The organism is Pelomonas cellulosilytica, assembly GCF_021353265.1.
In the GTDB taxonomy this organism is placed as follows: domain Bacteria; phylum Pseudomonadota; class Gammaproteobacteria; order Burkholderiales; family Burkholderiaceae_C; genus Pelomonas; species Pelomonas cellulosilytica.
Genome location: NZ_JAJTWU010000010.1, coordinates 317643 through 336759 on the forward strand (window position 1 = coordinate 317643; position 19117 = coordinate 336759).

21 protein-coding genes are annotated in these 19117 nt (G+C 69.3%); 7 read left to right on the forward strand and 14 right to left on the reverse strand.

The features are described from left to right. Window positions 1–28: 28 nt before the first annotated feature. Window positions 29–1741, forward strand: a complete 1713-nt coding sequence (locus LXT13_RS24195; protein WP_233374877.1) for an NAD(P)/FAD-dependent oxidoreductase — start codon at window positions 29–31, stop codon at window positions 1739–1741. Between the two features lie 16 nt (window positions 1742–1757). On the opposite strand, the gene LXT13_RS24200 is transcribed toward LXT13_RS24195, so the two are convergent. The 5 genes from LXT13_RS24200 to LXT13_RS24220 all read right to left on the reverse strand — a co-directional run bounded on the left by LXT13_RS24200 (window position 1758) and on the right by LXT13_RS24220 (window position 3756). Continuing rightward, window positions 1758–2030, reverse strand: a complete 273-nt coding sequence (locus tag LXT13_RS24200) for a DUF5063 domain-containing protein (protein ID WP_233374878.1) — start codon at window positions 2028–2030, stop codon at window positions 1758–1760. 217 nt (window positions 2031–2247) lie between these two features. Next, the gene (locus tag LXT13_RS24205) at window positions 2248–2469 is read right to left on the reverse strand and encodes a DUF7661 family protein (protein ID WP_233374879.1); all 222 of its coding nucleotides are present in this window, start codon (window positions 2467–2469) and stop codon (window positions 2248–2250) included. Between the two features lie 2 nt (window positions 2470–2471). After that, the gene (locus tag LXT13_RS24210) at window positions 2472–3119 is read right to left on the reverse strand and encodes a glutathione S-transferase family protein (protein WP_233374880.1); all 648 of its coding nucleotides are present in this window, start codon (window positions 3117–3119) and stop codon (window positions 2472–2474) included. 14 nt (window positions 3120–3133) lie between these two features. Next, window positions 3134–3508 carry a c-type cytochrome gene (locus LXT13_RS24215; RefSeq protein WP_233374881.1) on the reverse strand — a complete coding sequence of 125 codons (375 nt, stop codon included), beginning with the start codon at window positions 3506–3508 and terminating at the stop codon, window positions 3134–3136. Beyond that, window positions 3505–3756 carry a hypothetical protein gene (locus LXT13_RS24220; protein ID WP_233374882.1) on the reverse strand — a complete coding sequence of 84 codons (252 nt, stop codon included), beginning with the start codon at window positions 3754–3756 and terminating at the stop codon, window positions 3505–3507. Before LXT13_RS24220 ends, LXT13_RS24215 begins: the two co-directional genes overlap by 4 nt. A gap of 26 nt (window positions 3757–3782) precedes the next feature. Here LXT13_RS24220 and LXT13_RS24225 point away from each other — a divergent pair, with 26 nt between their 5' ends. Further along, window positions 3783–4064: a DUF427 domain-containing protein gene (locus tag LXT13_RS24225; protein ID WP_233374883.1), complete on the forward strand. Its 282-nt coding sequence runs from the start codon at window positions 3783–3785 to the stop codon at window positions 4062–4064. On the opposite strand, the gene mltA is transcribed toward LXT13_RS24225, so the two are convergent. The 3 genes from mltA to apaG form a co-directional block, all read right to left on the reverse strand. Next, a complete protein-coding gene (mltA, locus tag LXT13_RS24230) occupies window positions 4054–5157 on the reverse strand; it encodes a murein transglycosylase A (protein WP_233374884.1) in 1104 nt (367 codons plus the stop codon). The genes LXT13_RS24225 and mltA overlap by 11 nt on opposite strands. 103 nt (window positions 5158–5260) lie before the next feature. Continuing rightward, window positions 5261–7237: a site-specific recombinase gene (locus LXT13_RS24235; RefSeq protein WP_233374885.1), complete on the reverse strand. Its 1977-nt coding sequence runs from the start codon at window positions 7235–7237 to the stop codon at window positions 5261–5263. Between the two features lie 88 nt (window positions 7238–7325). Beyond that, complete coding sequence (apaG, locus tag LXT13_RS24240; RefSeq protein WP_233374886.1) at window positions 7326–7700, reverse strand: Co2+/Mg2+ efflux protein ApaG; 375 nt, start codon at window positions 7698–7700, stop codon at window positions 7326–7328. 73 nt (window positions 7701–7773) lie between these two features. Between apaG and LXT13_RS24245 the strand changes: the two genes are divergently transcribed. Together LXT13_RS24245 and LXT13_RS24250 are read left to right on the forward strand one after the other, a co-directional pair. Further along, the gene (locus LXT13_RS24245) at window positions 7774–8499 is read left to right on the forward strand and encodes a substrate-binding periplasmic protein (RefSeq protein ID WP_233374887.1); all 726 of its coding nucleotides are present in this window, start codon (window positions 7774–7776) and stop codon (window positions 8497–8499) included. Then, window positions 8496–9113, forward strand: a complete 618-nt coding sequence (locus LXT13_RS24250) for a DNA-3-methyladenine glycosylase I (protein WP_233374888.1) — start codon at window positions 8496–8498, stop codon at window positions 9111–9113. Before LXT13_RS24245 ends, LXT13_RS24250 begins: the two co-directional genes overlap by 4 nt. Window positions 9114–9281: 168 nt before the next feature. On the opposite strand, the gene LXT13_RS24255 is transcribed toward LXT13_RS24250, so the two are convergent. Next, on the reverse strand, window positions 9282–9734 hold the full coding sequence (locus LXT13_RS24255) for a fasciclin domain-containing protein (RefSeq protein ID WP_233374889.1): 453 nt from the start codon (window positions 9732–9734) through the stop codon (window positions 9282–9284). Window positions 9735–9808: 74 nt separating this feature from the next. Further along, window positions 9809–10756: a fasciclin domain-containing protein gene (locus LXT13_RS24260; RefSeq protein WP_233374890.1), complete on the reverse strand. Its 948-nt coding sequence runs from the start codon at window positions 10754–10756 to the stop codon at window positions 9809–9811. 201 nt (window positions 10757–10957) lie between these two features. Between LXT13_RS24260 and LXT13_RS24265 the strand changes: the two genes are divergently transcribed. From LXT13_RS24265 to LXT13_RS24275, 3 genes are read left to right on the forward strand one after another with little or no spacing between them, the layout of a single operon-like run. Further along, window positions 10958–11572, forward strand: a complete 615-nt coding sequence (locus tag LXT13_RS24265) for a TetR/AcrR family transcriptional regulator (RefSeq protein WP_233374891.1) — start codon at window positions 10958–10960, stop codon at window positions 11570–11572. A gap of 11 nt (window positions 11573–11583) precedes the next feature. Next, window positions 11584–12273, forward strand: coding sequence for a ribulose-phosphate 3-epimerase (rpe, locus tag LXT13_RS24270; protein WP_233374892.1), 690 nt, complete (start codon window positions 11584–11586; stop codon window positions 12271–12273). A gap of 3 nt (window positions 12274–12276) precedes the next feature. Then, window positions 12277–12750, forward strand: coding sequence for a low molecular weight protein-tyrosine-phosphatase (locus LXT13_RS24275; protein WP_233374893.1), 474 nt, complete (start codon window positions 12277–12279; stop codon window positions 12748–12750). Here LXT13_RS24275 and LXT13_RS24280 read toward each other — a convergent pair whose 3' ends face one another. The 4 genes from LXT13_RS24280 to LXT13_RS24295 form a co-directional block, all read right to left on the reverse strand. After that, window positions 12751–15849, reverse strand: coding sequence for an efflux RND transporter permease subunit (locus LXT13_RS24280; RefSeq protein ID WP_233374894.1), 3099 nt, complete (start codon window positions 15847–15849; stop codon window positions 12751–12753). Beyond that, entirely contained in the window at window positions 15846–16994 is a 1149-nt protein-coding gene (locus tag LXT13_RS24285; protein ID WP_233374895.1) for an efflux RND transporter periplasmic adaptor subunit, read from the reverse strand. Before LXT13_RS24285 ends, LXT13_RS24280 begins: the two co-directional genes overlap by 4 nt. 126 nt (window positions 16995–17120) lie before the next feature. Continuing rightward, window positions 17121–18029, reverse strand: a complete 909-nt coding sequence (locus tag LXT13_RS24290; protein ID WP_233374896.1) for a pseudouridine-5'-phosphate glycosidase — start codon at window positions 18027–18029, stop codon at window positions 17121–17123. After that, a complete protein-coding gene (locus LXT13_RS24295) occupies window positions 18026–18943 on the reverse strand; it encodes a PfkB family carbohydrate kinase (RefSeq protein WP_233374897.1) in 918 nt (305 codons plus the stop codon). The genes LXT13_RS24290 and LXT13_RS24295 overlap by 4 nt, the downstream gene beginning before the upstream one ends. Between the last annotated feature and the right edge of the window lie 174 nt (window positions 18944–19117).

Sequence of the window (19117 nt, forward strand, 5' to 3'; positions counted from 1 at the left end):
TTTGTCGGCTAAATATCGACCAAACGCCATGATCCGCATCACCGAACTCCGCCTGCCGCTGAACCACGCCGACGACGCGCTGCGCCCAGCCGTGCTGGCCCGTCTGCAGCTGGCCGACGCCGAGCTGGCCCACGTCCACGTCTTCCGCCGCGGCTACGACGCCCGCAAGCGCAGCGACATCCAGCTGGTCTACACGCTGGACTGCACGCTGACCGACCGTGTCGACGAGGCGGCCGTGATGGCCCGTTTTGCCGGCGACCACCAGATCCGCCCGACGCCCGACACCGGCTACCACTTCCTCGCGCAGGTGGGCGAGTTCACCGGCCCGCGGCCCGTCGTCGTCGGCTTCGGCCCCTGCGGCCTTTTCGCCGCGCTGATCCTGGCGCAGATGGGCCTGCGGCCGCTGGTGCTGGAGCGCGGCAAGTCCGTCCGCGAGCGCACGCAGGACACCTGGGGCCTGTGGCGCGAGCAAAAGCTGCACCCCGAGAGCAACGTGCAGTTCGGAGAGGGCGGCGCCGGCACCTTCTCCGACGGCAAGCTGTGGAGCCAGATCAGCGACCCGCGTCACCTCAGCCGCAAGGTGCTGACCGAGTTCGTCAAGGCCGGCGCGCCGGAAGAGATCCTGTTCGTGAGCAAGCCGCACATCGGCACCTTCCGGCTCGTCAGCATGATCATCAAGATGCGCGCCGAGATCGAGCGGCTGGGCGGCGAGATCCGCTTCCAGCAGAAGGTGACCGACGTGCTGATCGAAGACGGTCCCGACGGCCGGTGCATCCGCGGCCTCACGCTGGAAAGCGGCGAGCAGATCAGCGCCAGCCACGTCGTCATCGCGCTGGGCCACAGCGCGCGGGACACTTTCAAGATGCTCCACGAGCGCGGCGTGCAGATGGAGGCCAAGCCCTTCTCCATCGGCTACCGCATCGAGCATCCGCAGTCGCTCATCGACGCGGCCCGTTTCGGCCCCAACGCTGGACATCCGATCCTCGGCGCGGCCGACTACAAGCTGGTGCACCACGCGAAGAATGGTCGCTCGGTCTACAGCTTCTGCATGTGCCCCGGCGGCACGGTCGTGGCGGCGACGAGCGAGCCGGACCGCGTCGTCACCAACGGCATGAGCCAGTACTCGCGCAACGAGCGCAACGCCAACGCCGGCATCGTCGTGGGCCTCATGCCCGAGGACTACCGTCAAGACGGCAAGCGCGACGGCAGCCCCGTGAACCCGCTGGACGGCATGGCCTTTCAGCGCCAATGGGAAAGCCGCGCCTACGAGCTGGGCGGCGGCGGCTACCTCGCACCGGGCGCGCTGGTGGGCGACTTCATCAAGCGCCAGGTCAGCAAGCAGTTTGGCGATGTGCTGCCGAGCTACAAGCCGGGCGTCACGCTGACCAACCTGCAGGAAAAAGGCCGCGGCTCGCTGCCGTCGTACTGCCTGGACGCGATCCGTGAGGCGCTGCCCGCGTTCGCCCGCCAGATCCGCGGCTTCGACCGGCCCGACGCGGTGCTGACCGGCGTGGAGACGCGCACGTCGTCACCACTGCGCATCAACCGCGGACGGGACTACCAGAGCCTCAACGTGCGCGGGCTGTTCCCGGCCGGTGAAGGCGCCGGATATGCAGGCGGCATCATGTCGGCCGGCGTCGATGGCATCGAGGTGGCGGAGGCTCTGGCGGCCGATCTGCTGGGCATCACGGATGCACCAGTGCTACTGGGCAAGGGGTCGAAGGCGGGTGGGCAGGTGTGACTAGCCGTGGGCGATCTCATTCCTGCTTCGACAGCACCATGCCGTGCAGCCCCATGAGCGCCCCAACACAATGCCGCCCCCAATGGATGCGATGGCTGAATGACCAATGCCAGAGCGCCTTTTGGTCCTCCCCTCGTTCGAAAGTCAGCAGCCCTCGCCGCAGGTCCAGATAGATGTCGAGCAGGTCATCGGCCACGTCACCGATGACGACTTCGTCGTTCAGCTGCGGGTCCGGATCGAACACCTCGCGGTAGTAAAGACCGCTGAATTGCGACAGGTTCGCCTTCACACAGTCGATCATCTACGCCGGAAGCCTGGGCAGCCCCTCCTCGTTCTCGCATTCGACAATTGGCAGCGCGAGCGCCAGCCGATACAGCTCGCAAAGCCAGGCCGCAGCGCAAGTTGCGGTGATGTCGGCAGAGTCGCCTTCGCACCACGCGCTGAATCGCCGCACAGCCTCCGCGAAGGCGCTGACGGCTGGGTGGTCTGTCCCCGTCATCTCGCTGCTACCGCTGCACTCGAAAAATCCCACCCGCTTTCCCCACCGCGTCCTCGTGGAACAAGTCGAACAGGTACTGCTCCAGTTCCTCGTCCGCCACGAACTCCGGAATGACGAAGTGGGCCGGCGCGCGCTTGCCGTCGTTGCCGACCGCAAGCACGGACCAGCCGCCGCCGGTGCGCTCGATGTCGAACAGGCCGCCGAAGATGTTGAAGCGTTCCGAGATCATGGTCATTCCTCCGTGAACCGCTGCTGCCACAGCCCCACCAGCCGCGGATCGCTATCCACGCGGTGCACCACCGGCGTCATCCGCGGCGCCACCTCGTAGAAGCGCTCGCGCCACGGACCGAAGCGAGACACGACGGCGACATACAGGTCCAGCACCGTCAGCTCATCACCCAGCAGGTAGTCGCCAGGGTTGAGCTGTTCGTCCATGTTGGCCCAGCAGAAGGCGATGCGTTCGTGGACCGCGTCGACGACGGCATCGCGGAACGCCGGCGGCGCGCCGATGCGGCTCACGTCGGGCTTGATCCAGTGCAGCGCGTAGATGGCCGACGAGACGTACAGCATCCAGCGCAGGAACTGCCGACGCAGCGGCGCCGTGGGCGCGGGCGCGAGCGTGGCAGCCGGGTCCAGATCGGCGAGGTAGATCAGGATGGCGGCGCTCTCCGTCATCACCTCGCCGTCGGGCATGACGAGCGTGGGAATCTGGCGCATCGGGTTGCTCGTCGCGACGCGGTCGCGTGCAGCTTCCTCGGCCCACGTGGCGCCTTCTATCAGCGTGTAGGGCAGGCTCAGCAGCGTCAGCGCAGCTTCCACGGCCACGGCGCCCGAGTCGGCCGCGCCGTAGAGCGTCAGCGGAGCGTGCAGTTGGTGCATGGCGGGGGGCTCCTTCAACGAGGCTGGGTGGCGGCCAGGTAGGCGAGCAGGTCGGCCACCTTGGCTTCGTTGATGCCCAAGCCCCAATAGCGCATCTTGGTGCCGGGCACGACGGTATTCGGGTCGCGCAGGAAGGCGGTCAGCGTAGCCTCGTTCCAGACCAGGCCGGACGCCTTCATCGCCGGCGAGTAAGCATAGTCCGCGACGCTGCCGGCCCTGCGGCCGGCAAGGCCATTGAGCTGCGGCCCGAAACCGTGGCGCGCGCCGGGGCCGACGGCATGGCAGTTGGCGCAGCTGGCGAAGAGCTTGCGGCCGGCAGCCACGTCGGCGGCGGCGCCGGCGAGGCCGGGCGCCACCAGCCCCAGCAGCGCGGCCACCGCCACCTTCATGCGCCGGCGTCCCCCACCGCCATCAGCTCGATCAGCTCCTTCACGAAGGCCAGCGCGTCTTCCGGTAACTCGAAGTGCATGTCGTTGTTGAGCTCCATGACATCGCCGCCCGGCCCCTTGTGCACGACGGACCAGCCGCCCGCGCCGCCGTCGATGGCCAGTACGCCGAACTGGCCGGGTTCGAGGTCGCGGGCGCTGCCGGCGGTGAGGACGATGTCGCGGCCGAGGTGGGAGTGGTAGCGTTTCACCCGGCCCATTCTGAAGGAGAGCGGCAATGAAAGCAGTCTGGAACGGCGTGACCCTCGCCGAGAGCGACAACACGGTGGTGGTGGAAGGCAATCACTACTTCCCGCCCGAGTCATTGAACAGGCAGTACACGACTTTCTCGAACCACGTGAGCCGCTGCCCATGGAAGGGCGAAGCCAAGTACCTGAGTCTGCTGATCAACGGCGAGATGAACCCGGACGCCGTCTGGTACTACCCCGACCCGCTGCCGGCGGCCGCCGAGATCAAGGGCCGCTACGCGTTCTGGAAGGGCGTGAAGGTCACGGAGTGAGTCCCTGGGGCAGCAGCGCCCACAGCCGCAGCGGCTGCCTGGTGCGACTGGCGCGCAGCGCCGCGTCGTCGCCCCATCCCCAGAACAGGTCGGCCCGCACGGCGCCGGTGATGGCGCTGCCGGTGTCCTGCGCCAGCACGAGGCGGCGCAGCGGCGTGGCCGGTGCGCCGGGCGACCAGGGCTCGGTGCTGTCCAGCCACAGCGGCGTGCCGAGCGGGATGTGCGCGCGGTCCACGGCCACGGAGCGGCCCGGCGTCAGTGGCACGCCCTGGGCGCCACGCGGGCCGAGCGTCAGGTCTGGCAAAGGCTCTTCGCGGAAGTAGACGACGCGCGGGTTGACGGCCATTGCGTCGCGCACCTGGGCCGGGTTGCGACGAGCCCAGTCACTGAGCGTGCGGGGCTGCGCGTCGGCCACCTCGCCGCGGTCCAGCAGCGCGCGGGCGACGCTCTGGAAGGGCTGGTCGTTGTGGCCGGCCCAGGCGACGCGGCTGGCGCGCTCGGCGCCCGAAGCGTCGCGCAGCATGAGGCGGCCCGAGCCCTGCACCTGCAGCTGCAGCAGCGCGAAGGGGTCGTCCAGCCAGGCCAGCGCCAGCGCGTCGAAGCGGGGGTTGGCATCGATGTCACGGCGCGGCAGGCGGCGCAGCGCCGGGTCGCTGGGCAGCGCCAGCACGGGCCACTGGAAGGCGCCCTGGCGCGTGCGGCTGGCGGCGACCTGGGGCTCGAAGTAGCCGGTCAGCAGCCCCGTGTCGCCGCCATCACCGGCCAGCCGCCAGGGCCGCAGGTGCTTCATCAGCAGCAACGTGGCTTCCATCGCATCGGCGGGCGACTGCAGCGCGGCGCGCGCGCAGAACTCGGCCCAGCCCGGCGCCGGGCGCTGGCAGCTGGCGAGCAGCGCGGGCCAGGCCGCGGGCAGGTCGTCGTCGCCCCAGCCGGGCAGGTCGCGCCAGTCGGCGGCCACCCAGCGCGCAGCCGCGGCGGGCTGGGGCCGGACGGCTGGCGACGCCGGCGTGGGCAGCGGCGGCGTGGAGGAGCACGCGGCCAGCGTTCCTAGAATCGCCGCCAGCCCCCAACGCGCCACCGTCGCCATGCTCATCCTGCTGCTCGAAGCGCTCGGCGCGCTGCTCATCCTCGTGCTCATCGTCTGGTGGACCATGTTCGCCGGCCGCGACAAGGGCGAACGCCGCAAGGACGACTGATCACCGCGGCGGCACCAGAAAGCTCCGCGGCTCGCGCCACAGCCGCGCGCGGATTGCCGCGTAGACGCGGCGGCGGTCGGCCAGCTTGACGCCGCGCGAGCGCATCGCGACTTTGAACGCGCAGAGGAAGCTCACGCCGACGTTCAGCGCGCCGATGCCGGCAATGCACAGCACGCAGGACCAGAACGGCCACGTGCCAATGACGCCGAAGCCCAGCGCGCCGACCGCCGCCGCAAGCTGGCCGGTGGACAGCGTCACATGGCGCACGTCCAGCCCCAGGCCCACAAAACCCAGCAGCGCCGGCGTGAGGCCCAGCATCATCCCGAGGCTGATGTTGGCCGCCAAGCCCGAGATGTTGGCCCGCCACCAGCGGGACCAGCGCTGCGCGCGCGCCTGGCCCAGCGTGGCCACCAGCCGCGGGTTCCATGCGATGGCGCTGTCTAGCCGGTTGAAGACGAACCAGTTCTCCACCCAGCCGGCGACAAGGCTGGACGCAAACAGCAGCACGCCGGTGAACGCTGCGAACAGCAGCGACGGGCCGGTGAGGCTGAGCGAGTGCAGCACGTAGTCGGCCTGCTTGGGGCTGACGGGCGTTGCGCCGAGCGCCAGCCCGGCCAGCAGCTGCACGGCCAGCACGATGGGCGCCACCAGCGCGAGGTTGCCGACGATGCCGGCCACTTGTGAGCGCACCAGGTGGGCCACCTCGTCGACGAAGCCCTGCACGCCATCGTCGCGGTCGATGTGCAGCAGCTTGTCGGCCATCGCGGGCGCCGTCATCGCCGGCTGCTTGGTGGCCACCGTCCAATGCAGCACGTGGACGAACACGAAGCTCATCGCGTAGTTGACGCCGGCCCAGAAGCCGCCCCAGAAGGCCGTGAGCCCGAGCGCAGCAATGCCGAACTTGATGAAGGTGGTGCCGGCAATCACCGCGCCACCGCCGGCCGCACGCGCGAGCATGTCGCGGTACTCGGCGCGGTTGCGGGTGATGTAGTGCTCGCCGGTCTCGGCGCTGCGCTCAGCCACCTTGCGCGCCAGCAGCGAGTAGTGCCGGCTGAACAGCGTGCGCAGGCTGCGGCGCTCGTGCACGACGCGCACGAGCCCGGCCACCAGCCGCAGCAGCTCGCGCTGCGGCTCGCGCGACAGCAGGCAGGCCAGCAGCGCCTCGATGCGCTCGATGCGCGCGGTCAGCTGCTCGACGGAGAACATCAGGTCCACCGACACGCCGTGCGCCTCCAGGTGCTCGGGTACGGTCAGCGCCGCGGCGCGGCAGCGGTCCAGCAGCGCATGCAGTACCTGCAGCGCCGGCTGCAGCGCCGCCTCGTCCACCGTGGGCTGCGTGAGCAGGCGTTCGACGGCCTCCCACGCGGCGGGCAGCTGGTGGAACGGCCGGTCGCGCAGCAGCGGGCCTTCCATGCGCACGCGCAGCGCGCCGGCGAGGCCGGCGGCATGGACGCTGCTGACGAGCACGGTGATGGCTGCTCGCGTCTCCACGCGCCAGCCATCGTCCGGCGCGGCGGCGAACAGCAGGCTCAGCCGCGCCAGTAGCTCGTCGTCGATGGCGGCGATCCAGTCCTCGTCGGCCTCGTCGCCGAACAGCAGCTCGAACAGCGCGGCCAAGTCGCGCGTGTCGGTCGTGTGAGGCAGCACGCGGCGGCGCAACCGGCCGAGGAACTCGTGCCACAGCGCCATGCGAGGCGCGAAGCCGACCTCGGCGAACAGAGCGACCGCGTCCACGTCGTTCCAAACGCCGGCGATGACGTGGGCGAACTTCCACGCATGCTCCGGGTGGCGCTCCAGCACGTTGAGCAGGTGCTTGAGACGCACGACGGCGCGCGGCGTGCCGGCGGCGGCCTCCTCGCGCGGCGTCTGCCTCAACCACTCCAGCAGCCGCACGAGCCACAGGTTGCGCTCAGCCAGAGGCGCCTGCGGGTCAGCGGCGTTGAGAAGGGCAGTGAGGTCCCACGTACGCCGGTTCAAGGTGCGTGCGTCCTTGGCTTTGCGGGCCGGGCGCCGGGCCGCTCGCAAGCCGGCCCCGCGGCCGGCCTGGACGAGGGGACGACATCCATCAATGCAGGCTGGCGCTGTCGGCGAGCAGGAACTCGGCGACGTCCGTGTGGAAGATCTCGCAGCCCTCCGTCACGCACAAAAAGCGCCCGCGCATCGTGCCCTGCGGCGTGCCGATCTGCGCCCAGGAGCTGTACTGGAACTTCTGCCCCGGCGCCAGCACGGGCTGGTGCCCCACGACGGCCAGGCCGTCGACGATCTGCACCTGACCGCGCGCATCGGTTATCTCCCAATGCCGGCCAATCAGCTGGGCCATCACGTCTCCGGTGTTCTCGATGGTGACCGTGTAGCTGTAGGCGTACACACCTTGCTCGAGATGCGTCTGCTCGGGCAGGACCTGCACGGCGACGCTGCAACTGAAACGGGGGTGGGGCATGGGGGGATTGTGGCTATGCTCGGGAATTTCCGTCTGCGAAGGGGGCATCGTAGTGCTTCGATGGATGGCCTGGATGATGGCTTTCCTGTGCCCGGGCGTGTTCGCACAGGACATCAGCCTGCGCACGGTCCAGCAAGGCGGCGCCGTCATCAAGTACGACCCCGCCGGCCCGGCGCATCGGCCAGGGCTGTGCCTGGAGATCCTGCGCGCGGTCACGCGTGTGGACCCGGGGCTGCACTTCACGGGGCTGGAACAGCAGGTGCCGCTCAAGCGCGTGGAGCGCCTGCTGGCCGAGGGCCAGGTCGATGCCTTCTTCTGCCTGCTGAAGTCGCCCGAGCGCGAGCGCCAGTGGCGCTATGCGTCGGTGCCGCTGTACACGATCCGCCACGTGCTCGTGCAGCGCAGCGACGACCGGCGGCAGCTGGAGTCGCTGGCTGACCTCGCGAGCGTGAGCCACCAGAAGCCAGTGCTCGTCATGCGCGGGACGGCGCTGGGGCGTCACCTGCTGCAGGCCGGCGTGACCATCGCGGAGGTGGGTTCCGAGCGCGAGGCGCTGACGATGCTGGCGCTGGGCCGAGCCGACGTGATCTACGGCCAGGACATCAGTCTGCGCCACCACCTCAACGACGTGCGTCCCGGCGAGCGGTTCCGGTTTGGCCGCACCGTCTTCCAGGAAGAGCCGCAGTTCCTGGCGATGCGGGCCGACCTGCCCGCCGCGCACGAGGAGCGGCTGACACAGGCGCTGCTGAAACTGGAGCGCGACGGCACTCTGCGCCAGCTCTACGAGAAATACCGATGAGCCCGAAACCCCTGTACCTGCCCCCCGACGGCCGTCCGCGCTGCGCCTGGTGCGCCGCCGCCCCCGGCGACGCGGACTATCTGCGCTACCACGACGAGGAATGGGGCCGCCCGGTTGCCGACGACTTCCGGCTGTTCGAGAAGCTGTGCCTCGAAGGTTTTCAGAGCGGCCTGTCGTGGCGGACCATCCTGAACAAGCGCGAGGCTTTCCGGGCGGCGTTCAAGGGTTTTGACTACCACCAGGTCGCCGCGTTCACGGAGCAGGACGTGAACCGGCTGCTGGCCGACCCGGGCATCGTGCGCCACCGCGGCAAGATCGAGGCGGCCGTCCACAATGCCGGCCGCTGCCTGGCGCTCGTCGCCGAGACGGGCTCGCTGGCCGCCTACCTGTGGCGCTTCGAGCCGCCGAAGAACTCGGTGGCGCACAACCTGTCGCAATCGGCACCGTCGGAGGCGCTGTCGAAGGACCTGAAGCAGCGCGGCTGGAAGTTCGTCGGCCCGACGACGATGCACGCGCTGATGCAGGCCATGGGCCTCATCAACGACCACCAGCCCGGCTGCCATCACTGGGCCGAGGCGCAGAAGGCGCGGGACGCGTTCCAGCGCCCGCGCTGAGTTCGGCAAGCACGCGGATCGGTATTGCCCCCGGGCCGAGCGTCGGGTCGCGCCCAGGCCGGCCCGTCTGGCGATGTGCAAGAAGCTCGACGCCGCTTGCATCGCCGTCCCGACGGGGGCCGGCTGGGCGAGCGCGCGTTCCGCGCGAGCGCGACCCGACGAGGGGCCTCACTTCGGCATCACGACGCTGTCGATGACGTGAATGACGCCGTTGTCGGCCGCGATGTCTGTGGCCGTCACCTTGGCGTTGTCGACCATCACGCCGTTCGCGGTGGTCACCGTGAGATCGCTGCCCTGCACGGTCTTGACCTTGCCAGCCTTGACGTCCTTGGCCATGACCTTGCCCGGCACGACGTGGTAGGCCAGCACGGCGGCGAGCTTGGCCTTGTCCTTCAGCAGCGCGTCGAGATCGGCCTTGGGGATCTTGGCGAAGGCCGCGTCGGTGGGCGCGAAGACGGTGAATGGGCCGGGGCCCTTCAACGTGTCGACGAGACCGGCGGCTTGCAGGGCCGTGGCCAGCGTCTTGAAGTTGCCGGCTGCAACGGCAGTGTCGACGATGTCCTTGGCCTGGGCCGCGGCTGCGGCGAAGGACATGAGGCAGATGGCGAGATAGCGCTTCATGGGAGAACTCCTTGGAGGTGATGCCGGGGGGGCGGAAAGCGCCGGGTCTTGCGGGCCCGGCAGGGAACGGGAACTCAGGCCGCGGGCAGGATGACCGTGTCCAGCGTGTGGATGACGCCGTTGCTGGCCAGCACGTCGGTGGCCGTGATCGCCGCCTTGCGGCCGCGGGCGTCGGTGATGGCCAGCGACGCATCGACGGTGAAAGTGCCGCCCTGCACCGTGGTGATGGCCGAGCCGACGGGCACCTGCGCCTTCAGCACGCGGGACGGCAGCACGTGATACGTCAACACCTGGGTCAGCAGCGGCTTGTTGGCCAGCAGCTGCTCCTTCGTGACGCCCAGCTCGGCCAGCAGCTTGGCGAAGGCCGCGTTGGTCGGCGCGAAGACGGTGAACGGGCCGGTGCCGTTCAGCGTCTCCACCAGGCCGGCGGCGACGACGGCCTCGACGAGGATGGAGAAGTCCGGCACTGCCTGCGCCGTGGCGACGACGGTCTTGTTGGCCGGCAGCAGCACCTTGTCGATGACGTGGACGAGGCCGTTGCTGGCCGTCACGTCGGTGGCGGTGATGCGCGCCTGGCGGTTGCGCCCGTCGGTGATGACGAGGCCATTGCCGGCCGTGTCGACCTTGAAGATGCCGCCCTGCAGCGGGGTGACGGGCTTGCCCAGCGGCACGTCGGCCTTGGCGACGCGGCCGGCGATGACGTGGTACTGCAGCACGGCGGTCAGCGTCGCTTTGTCAGCCAGCAGCTGCGCCTTGGTGACGCCCAGCTCGGCCAGTAGCGCCGTGAAGGCGTCGTTGGTGGGAGCGAACACCGTGTAGGGGCCAGCGCCGGACAGCGTCGTGTCCAGGCCCGCGGCGGTGATGGCCTCGACCAGCACGCTGAACTGCGCATCGGCCTGCGCCACGCCGACGACGGTCGGGTCGCCGTCGTCATCACCGCCGCCACAGGCGGTCAACAACGGGGTCAACAGCGGTGTCAGGCACAGGGCGGCGGCGAAGCGCCGGCGGGAGGTTGTCTGCATGCATGTCTCCTTGCGTGGGGGGTGGGGGCGCCGCGTGAGGCGGCGGGAGCATTCCGGCAGTGAGCTCGGCAGCAAAACTGCCTGGGCCAGAATGTGAACTATTCAGTTCACGTTTGCAACCATTCAGTACTGTTTCATACTGTAAATTCTCAAATTGGACCAGCCGGTTCAGGCGCCTCCTCCCCCTCCTACAATCGCGAGATGAGTCGCCCGAGCTTCCGTGAACAGGTGCAGCAGGCCCGCCAGGAGGCCGTCGTCGATGCGGTGGAGCGGCTGCTGGCGGACAAAGGGTTCGACGCGATGACGATGGACGCCGTCGTCGCGGAGGTCGGCATCTCCAAGGCCAGCCTGTACCGGCACTTCACGTCTAAGGAGCAACTGGCCGCCGCCGCGATGGCCCGCGTGCTGGAGCGCGCGCTGGCCGAGACGGCCCGCCTGTCCGCCCTGCCCGGCCCGGCGCTGGGCCGGCTGGACGCGCTGGCGCGCTGGGCCTATGAGCAGCAGATCGCCGGGCGGATGCCTGCCCTGCCGGCGCAGAGCTCCTCGCTGCGCGACGCTCTGGCCGGCGACACGGGCTACACCGACCGGCTGGTTCAGCTGACGAACACGCTCGGCCAATGGATTGCGCAGGCCCAGCGCGACGGCCACATCGACCCGGCACTGCCGTCGGACTTCGTGCTCTACACGCTGTTCGCCCGTGCCTGCGACCCGGTGCTGGGCGTCATGCGGACGGCAGGCACGCATGGCGACGCGCAGATCGTCGACTGGCTGGTGCGCAGCTGGCTGCGCGGGCTGCGGCCGGAGCCGACTCCCTAGAATCCGCGGCCATGCCTGCCGCGTCCCCCGTCATTGCCCCCAGCCTCCTGTCCGCCGATTTCGCCCGCCTGGGCGAGGAGGTGAAGGCCGTCCTGGCCGCCGGTGCGGACTGGATCCACTTCGACGTGATGGACAACCATTACGTGCCCAACCTGACCTTCGGGCCGATGATCTGCGAGGCGCTGCGCAAGCACGCGGTCAAGCCCGACGGCAAGCCCGCCGTGCTGGACGTGCACCTGATGGTGCAGCCGGTGGACAGCCTGGCCCAGGCCTTCTGCCGCGCCGGCGCCGACCTGGTTACCTTCCACCCCGAGGCCAGCGCCCATGTGGACCGCACGCTGCAGCTCATCAAGGGCGAGGGCAAGCAGGCCGGCCTCGTGTTCAACCCGGCCACGCCGCTGGACGTGCTGGAGTGGGTCATCGACAAGGTGGACCTCGTCATGCTGATGAGTGTGAACCCCGGCTTCGGCGGGCAGAGCTTCATCCCCAGCGCGCTGAAGAAGCTGCGGCGCGCGCGCGAGATCATCGACGCCTCCGGCCGCGACATCCGGCTGGAGATCGACGGCGGCGTGAAGGTCGACAACATCCGCGAGATCGCCGCGGCGGGCGCCGACACCTTCGTCGCCGGCTCGGCCATCTTCGGCAAGCCGGACTACAAGGCTGTCATCGATGCGATGCGCGCCGAGCTGGCGCGGGCCTGACGCATGGCCGCCGTTTTGCTGGTCTGCACGGCCAACATCTGCCGCTCGCCCATGGCCGAGGCCATCTTCAAGGCCACGCTCGGCGACGTGTTCAAGACGATCACCTCCGCTGGCGTGCATGCCGACCCGCGCGGCGGCCCGGTGGATGCGCGGGCCGCCGCCGCACTCGGCCGTCACCAGTACAGCCTGGACCGCAAATGGCGCTCGCGCCGTGTTGAGCCGGAAGCACTCGGCCAGTACGACCTCGTGCTGGCGATGGAGACCGAGCATGTCGAGCTGCTACGCAAGAAAGCGCCGGCCGACCTGCACGGCCGCATCCGGCTGCTGACTGACTACCTGCCCGACATGGCCGGCGAGGACATTCCCGACCCCTACTTCGGCCCGATCGCCGGCTTCGATGCCGTCATCGGCATGATCGAACGCGCAGCGCAGCGGCTGCTGGCCGACAGCCGAGAAGGCCGGCTGAAGTTCGCCTGATCAGGCTTTGGTCGCGAAGTCCGCGACATCGCGCGTGTCGGGCCCCGTGCCGCTGAAGCGGTCCAGCGCCAGGTAGATGACCGGCGTGATGTAGAGCGTCACCGCCTGCGACAGGATCAGCCCGCCCACCACCGCCAGGCCCAGCGGCTGGCGCAGCTCGGCGCCGGCACCCAGGCCCAGGGCGATGGGCAGCGCGCCCATCAAGGCCGCCAGCGTCGTCATCATGATGGGCCTGAAGCGCAGGATGGCCGCCTGGCGGATCGCGTCGGCCGGCTTCAGGCCCTGGCTGCGTTGCACGTCCAGCGCGAAGTCGATCATCATGATCGCGTTCTTCTTGACGATGCCGATCAGCATGACGATGCCGATGGTGGCAATGATCGTCAGCTCCATGCCGAACAGCTGCAGCGTGATCAGCGCGCCCACCGCCGCCGACGGCAGCCCGGCCAGGATGGTCAGCGGGTGGATGTAGCTCTCGTACAGCACGCCCAGCAGCACGTAGATGACGGCCACGGCCAGGCCGATGAGCAGCAGCTGGCCGCCCTGAGAATCCTGGAACACGGCCGCGTCGCCGCCATAGCTGGTGATGACGCTGGGCGGCAGCTGGATCTGCTGCGTGAACGCCTCGAGCTGCTTCGTTGCATCGCCCAGCGGCACGCCTGGCGCCAAGTTGAAGCTGATCGTGACCGCCTGCAGCTGCCCCTGGTGGTTCACCGCCGTCGGGCCAAGCGTGCGCTGTACGCTGGCGAACGCCGTCAGCGGCACCTGCGCGCCGTTCCTGCCGCGCAGGTAGATCTTGTCGAACGCGGCTTCGCTGCTGCGGTCGCTGTCGCCGGCTTCCATGATGACCTGGTAGGTGTTGCTCTCGGCATAGATGCTGGAGACCTGGCGCTCGCCGAACGCGCCGTACAGCGCATTGCGCAGGTCCTGCATCTGCACACCCAGCAGCGCAGCGCGCTCGCGGTCGATGACGAGGCTGGCCTGGAGCCCGCGCATCTGCGAGTCGCTCGTCACGTCGCGGAAGCGATCGTCGCCGCGCAGCTTGTCCTGCAGCTTGGTAGCCCAGCTGTTCAGTTCGCCGGCCGACACGCTCTGCAGCGTGAACTGGTAGCGGCTCTTGCTCTGGCGGCCACCAAGCTGCAGGTTCTGCACCGGGCTGAAATAGACCTGGATGCCAGGCACCGCGCGCATTTTCTGGCGCAGGCCCTCGAGCACCGCCTTCATGCCCTGGCGATCGCCGCGAGGCTTCAGGTTGATGAACATGCGGCCGGTATTGGTTCCACCGCCGCCGCCGCCGCCGCCCACCGCTGAGCTCACCGCCGCCACGTTGGGGTCGGTGCGCACGATCTCGGCGACGCGGTCCTGCAGCCGCGTCATCGCGTCGAAGGAGGTGTCCTCCGGCGCCTCAGTGCTTGCGCGGATCTGGCCGATGTCCTCCTCAGGGAAAAAGCCTTTGGGGATAGACGCGTAGAACCAGACGGTGGCGACGAAGCTGAGCAGCGCGACGCACAGCACCCAGTTGCGGTGGCGCAGTGCGAGGTCCAGCGTGCGGGTGTAGGTGTCGAGCGTGGCCGTGAAACCGCGCTCGAACAGCCGGCCCAGCGGTCCGTCCTCGTGGTGCTCGTCGGCCTTGAGCAGCCGGCTGCACAGCATCGGCACCAGCGTCAGCGACACGACGGCCGACACGAGGATCGACAGGCCCACGACGACCGCGAACTCGTGGAACAGCAGGCCGATGACGCCCGGCATGAAGAAGATCGGGATCAGCACAGCCACCAGCGACACCGAGATCGACAGGATGGTGAACGCCATCTCGCGCGCACCGCGAACGGCGGCGTCGAACGGCTTCATGCCGTCCTCGACGTGGCGGACGATGTTCTCCAGCATGACGATGGCATCGTCCACTACCAGGCCCACGGCCAGCGTGATGCCCAGCAGCGAGATGTTGTCAAGCGAATAGCCGAGCGCGAACAGCAGCGTAAGCGCGCCGATCAGCGAGATCGGCAGCGAAGCGGTCGGGATCAGCGTCGCCACCGCGCGCCGCAGGAAGATGAAGATCACCAAGACCACCAACCCGACGGTCAGCGCGAGCGTCACGTAGACGTCGTGCAGCGATTCGCGGATGGACACCGAGCGGTCATTCAGCGTGCGCATCTGCACCGACGCGGGCATCTGCTCGGCATAGCGCGGCAGCAGCGCCTTGACGCGGTCGACCACCTGCACGGTGTTCGCGTCGGGCTGGCGCTGGATGGCTAGCGTGATGGAGCGCTCGCCCTGGTAGGTGGCGTAGGTCTTTGCAGTCTCGACACTGTCCTCCACGGCGGCCACGTCGCGCAGATAGACCGGCGCGCCGTTGCGCGAGGCGACGACAATGAGGCCGAACTCTGCCGCGCTCTTCAGTTGCTTGTTCGCCTGGATGGTCAGTGTCTGGCGAGAACCGTCCAGCGTGCCGACCGGCGTGTTGGCGTTGGCGGCCTTGACGGCAGTCTGCAGTTCGTCCAGCGTGATGTTGCGCTGGTTCAGCAGGTCGGTGCTGACTTTGATGCGCACGGCATAGCGCTTCTGGCCCCAAATCATGACCTGAGCCACGCCGTCGATGGTGGACAGCCCCGGCGACAGCAGGTTCTCCGCGTAGTCGTTCAGCTCCGTAAGGTCCATGGACGGCGAAGTCAGCGCCACCATTAACACCGGGGCATCGGCCGGATTGACCTTGCGGTAGTTCGGTGGCGACGTCATCTCGGTCGGCAGCGCGCGCAGCGACCGGAACAGCGCAGCCTGCACGTCAACGGCGGCCGCATCGATGTTGCGCGACGGGTCGAACTCCAGAGTCAGTGACGTGTTGCCCAGCGTGTTCGTCGACGAGATCGTCTGCACGCCGGGGATGGTGGCGAACTGCTTCTCCAGCGGCAGTGCGACCGACGACGCCATCGTCTCCGGCGAGGCGCCTGGCAGCGAGGCACCAACGTTGATGATCGGCGTGTTGTACGACGGCAGCGCGGCGACCGGGATGCGGCTCCACGCTGCCAGGCCCGTGATGACCAGCGACAGGTTCAGCAGCACGGTCATGACCGGCCGCCGGATGAAGACTTCGGTCAACCTCATGGACGGCTGCCGGGGGCGGAAGCGGCCGGCACGGCGCCCGCCGCTTGGATGCGCAACGGCGTACCAGGCCGCAGGTTCTGCTTGCCATCAATGACGACCTGAGCCGCCGCGTCCAGGCCCTCGACGACCGCCTGCTCACCCATGGCCTGGCGCAGTTGCACCGGCACCAGCCGCGCGGTGTTGTCCGGCGCCACGACGTAGACCGAGCGTTCCGTGCCGCGCTGGATCAGCGCCGCCTGCGGCACCACCGTGACACCTTGCAGCGTACGCAGCGTCACGCGCACGCGCAGATACTGGCCCGGCCACAGCGCCTGGGCCTGGTTCTCGAACTCGGCCTTCACGCGGATCGTCCCGGTGGACGCATCCACGAGGTTGTCCACCGCCGTGACGCGGCCCCGGACCGCGGCCGTGTCGCGTGGCGCGCCGGGCGGCGGTAGCGCCTCGACGGCCAGTTCGCCGGCCTTCGTCGCCGCCAGCAGCGCGGCCAGTTGCGTCTCGGGCACGGTGAAACTGATGCCGATCGGGTCCAGCTGCGCGATGTTGACGAGCGGCGTGGCCGTGGCGCTGGGCTGCACGAGGCTGCCCGGGTAGACGCCGACGAGGCCGACGCGGCCGGTGATGGGCGCACGCAGCTCGTTGTAGCCGACCGTCACCTGGGCGGCCTGCACAGCGGCCTCGTCGCTCTTCACAAGCGCCTGCGCGGCTTCAACATTGGCCTGCGCGGTGTCCACCGCGTTCTGCGCGATGAAGTTCTGCGCCTTCAGCTCGCGCGCCCGCGCCAGTTGACGCTCCAGGTCGGCGAGGCTCGCGCGGTCCCGGGCCAGCTGCGCGCGCGCCTTCTCCAGCGCGGCGCGGTCGGCGCGGTCGTCAAAGCGAAACAGCAGTTCGCCCTTCTTCACCGCTTGGCCGTCCTTCACCAGCACCTGCGCGACGGTGGTGGTGGTCTGCGCACGCAAGTCCACGCTCTGCAGCGCGGTCACGGTGCCGCTGGCTTCCACGGTCAGGGGCACGTCCGCCTGCCGGACCTGGACGACGCTGACGTTCTGCGGCGGCAGCGCGCTGGCCTGCGGCGCGGCGCCGGCGTCGGCCTGGCGCCCGCAGCCGCCCAATGCGGCAATGACCAGCAAGGAGCCGAGAAGAATCAAGGAAGAAGTCGCTCGCATGCAAGCCTGAAGAAGGTCAGAAGGGTTGACTGCCAAAGCGAAACAGCTTAACCGGCGAGCCTGGCCCGCCGGCTGCTGAGCGCCGCACCGGCAGTGCGTTTTGCGGTCTTAGTGCTGCAGCGCGCGCGCCAGACGGGCACCGGCCACCGCGTTGTGCTTGACCAGCGCGATGTTGGTTGCCAGGCTCTGGCCGCCCGTCAGCGCCTTGATGCGCGCGAGCAGGAATGGCGTAATGGCCTTGCCTTGGATGCCCTGCTGGCCGGCCTCGGCCAGCGCCTGCGCGGTGATGGCGTCGATGACGTCTCGCGGCATCGCCTGCGCCGCCGGCACCGGGTTGCTCACCACGACGCCGCCGCCCAGGCCCAGCGCCCATTTCGCGCGAATGAAGCGCGCCTGCTCCTCGGGCGTGTCGAGCCGGAAGTCGGCCTTCAGGCCGCTGTCCGGCGTGAAGAAGGCGGCGAAGTTGTCCTGTCCGATGCTCAGCACCGGCACGCCATGCGTCTCCAGGTATTCCAGCGTCAGGCCCAGGTCCAGGATGGACTTGGCCCCGGCGCAGACGACCGCCACCGGCGTGTGCGCCAGCTCCTGCAGGTCGGCCGAGATGTCGAAGCTGGTCTCTGCGCCGCGGTGCACGCCACCGATGCCGCCCGTCACGAAGACCTCGATGCCGGCCAGATGCGCGCAGATCATCGTCGCTGCGACCGTCGTCGCGCCCAGCCGGCCGGTGGCGATGGCAAAGGGCAGGTCGCGGCGGCTGAGCTTCATCGCATCGGGCGCCTGGGCCAGCTGCTGCAGTTCGTCTGGGGCCAGACCCACGCGGATGCGACCGCCGATGACGGCGATGGTGGCCGGAACGGCACCCTCGGCGCGGATGACGTCCTCGACTTCGCGGGCCGTCTCCAGGTTCTGCGGCCACGGCATGCCGTGGGCAATGATGGTGGATTCGAGGGCCACGACAGGCTGGCCCGCGGCGCGGGCCGCGGCAACTTCAGGGGAAAACTGGATCAGGTCGTTCATCGGGCTTGCCGGTCGCATAGGAAATCAGGAGCCAGGTCGGGGTGGACGCTGTCGGTCGTCTGCAAGGTCAGGGCGGCGAGCGCCAGGCCCACGCGCGCGGCAGCATCCAGGTCGTGCCGGTCGCGCAGCAGCGCCGCGCAGACGCCCGCGGCCAACGCATCGCCGGCGCCGGTCACGTCAACCACCGCAACGGCCGGCGCCGCCCAGTGGCGCGGCTCGGTGCCGGGCTGGCTCAGCATCAGGCCGTCCGAGCCATGCGACACCAGCACGCAGCCCACGCCGCGCGCATGCAGCCGCGCCAGCGCCATATCAGGCTCGTCGGCGACGGTCGCCAGCTCGCCGGCGTTCAGCAGCAGCAGCGTCAGGCCGCGCAGGTCGTCGGGCAGGCGTTCCATCTTGGCCTCGGACACAGCCACGCCGACGAGCACCGTACCCTGCTCCATGGCCTCGGACAGCAGCAGCGGCCAGGCATCGGTCGGCAGGTTGCCATCGGCCACGACGAGCGCCGCCCGCGCGCGCAGCGCCTTGCTGGCCTGCAGCGCCCACGGGTTCAGCCGCTCCACCAGCGGCATCGCCGCCAGGCCCAGCTGCAGCTCGCCGTCGGGGCCCAGCACCGCGGTGTAGCTGTCGCTGACGTGCCGCGGCAGCCGCAGCACCGCACCGGTGTCGATGCCCACGCGCGTGGCCTGCTCCATCAGCAGGCGGCCGCCGGCGTCGTCACCCACCGCCGCGATGAGCGCCACCGGCAGGCCCAGCCGCGCCAGGTTCTCGGCGATGTTGCGGGCCACGCCGCCGGGCGTCTCGTGCGCTTCGCAAGGGTTGGACGATTCCGGCAGCGCGTCGGCCAGCAGCCGAAGCTTGCGGTCGATGTTGAGGCCGCCGATGCAGACGATGGGCGCGGCAGCAATAGTCATTGGTAGATGTTGGCCCTGTTGCGGGCCCATAGGTCGTTAACAGAGCCAACACCCCGTTCAAACCGTGCGTGCGGATTTCCCGCACACGGCTTACCAGTGGTCCGTCGGCTCGCAGCATTACGCGGATCTCCCTTTGACAGGAGCGTTGCCCGGGTAGCGGATCGTTCCGCGCAG

Excerpts from the sequence above, each read along its gene's own strand:
- mltA (WP_233374884.1), bottom strand. The coding sequence starts at position 5,157 with ATGAGCATGGCGACGGTGGCGCGTTGGGGGCTGGCGGCGATTCTAGGA.
- LXT13_RS24245 (WP_233374887.1), top strand. The coding sequence starts at position 7,774 with ATGATGGCTTTCCTGTGCCCGGGCGTGTTCGCACAGGACATCAGCCTG.
- LXT13_RS24275 (WP_233374893.1), top strand. The coding sequence starts at position 12,277 with ATGGCCGCCGTTTTGCTGGTCTGCACGGCCAACATCTGCCGCTCGCCC.
- LXT13_RS24280 (WP_233374894.1), bottom strand. The coding sequence starts at position 15,849 with ATGAGGTTGACCGAAGTCTTCATCCGGCGGCCGGTCATGACCGTGCTG.
- LXT13_RS24290 (WP_233374896.1), bottom strand. The coding sequence starts at position 18,029 with ATGAACGACCTGATCCAGTTTTCCCCTGAAGTTGCCGCGGCCCGCGCC.
- LXT13_RS24265 (WP_233374891.1), top strand. The coding sequence starts at position 10,958 with ATGAGTCGCCCGAGCTTCCGTGAACAGGTGCAGCAGGCCCGCCAGGAG.
- LXT13_RS24210 (WP_233374880.1), bottom strand. The coding sequence starts at position 3,119 with ATGCACCAACTGCACGCTCCGCTGACGCTCTACGGCGCGGCCGACTCG.
- LXT13_RS24195 (WP_233374877.1), top strand. The coding sequence starts at position 29 with ATGATCCGCATCACCGAACTCCGCCTGCCGCTGAACCACGCCGACGAC.
- LXT13_RS24225 (WP_233374883.1), top strand. The coding sequence starts at position 3,783 with ATGAAAGCAGTCTGGAACGGCGTGACCCTCGCCGAGAGCGACAACACG.
- LXT13_RS24295 (WP_233374897.1), bottom strand. The coding sequence starts at position 18,943 with ATGACTATTGCTGCCGCGCCCATCGTCTGCATCGGCGGCCTCAACATC.
- rpe (WP_233374892.1), top strand. The coding sequence starts at position 11,584 with ATGCCTGCCGCGTCCCCCGTCATTGCCCCCAGCCTCCTGTCCGCCGAT.
- apaG (WP_233374886.1), bottom strand. The coding sequence starts at position 7,700 with ATGCCCCACCCCCGTTTCAGTTGCAGCGTCGCCGTGCAGGTCCTGCCC.
- LXT13_RS24250 (WP_233374888.1), top strand. The coding sequence starts at position 8,496 with ATGAGCCCGAAACCCCTGTACCTGCCCCCCGACGGCCGTCCGCGCTGC.
- LXT13_RS24260 (WP_233374890.1), bottom strand. The coding sequence starts at position 10,756 with ATGCAGACAACCTCCCGCCGGCGCTTCGCCGCCGCCCTGTGCCTGACA.
- LXT13_RS24255 (WP_233374889.1), bottom strand. The coding sequence starts at position 9,734 with ATGAAGCGCTATCTCGCCATCTGCCTCATGTCCTTCGCCGCAGCCGCG.
- LXT13_RS24205 (WP_233374879.1), bottom strand. The coding sequence starts at position 2,469 with ATGATCTCGGAACGCTTCAACATCTTCGGCGGCCTGTTCGACATCGAG.
- LXT13_RS24215 (WP_233374881.1), bottom strand. The coding sequence starts at position 3,508 with ATGAAGGTGGCGGTGGCCGCGCTGCTGGGGCTGGTGGCGCCCGGCCTC.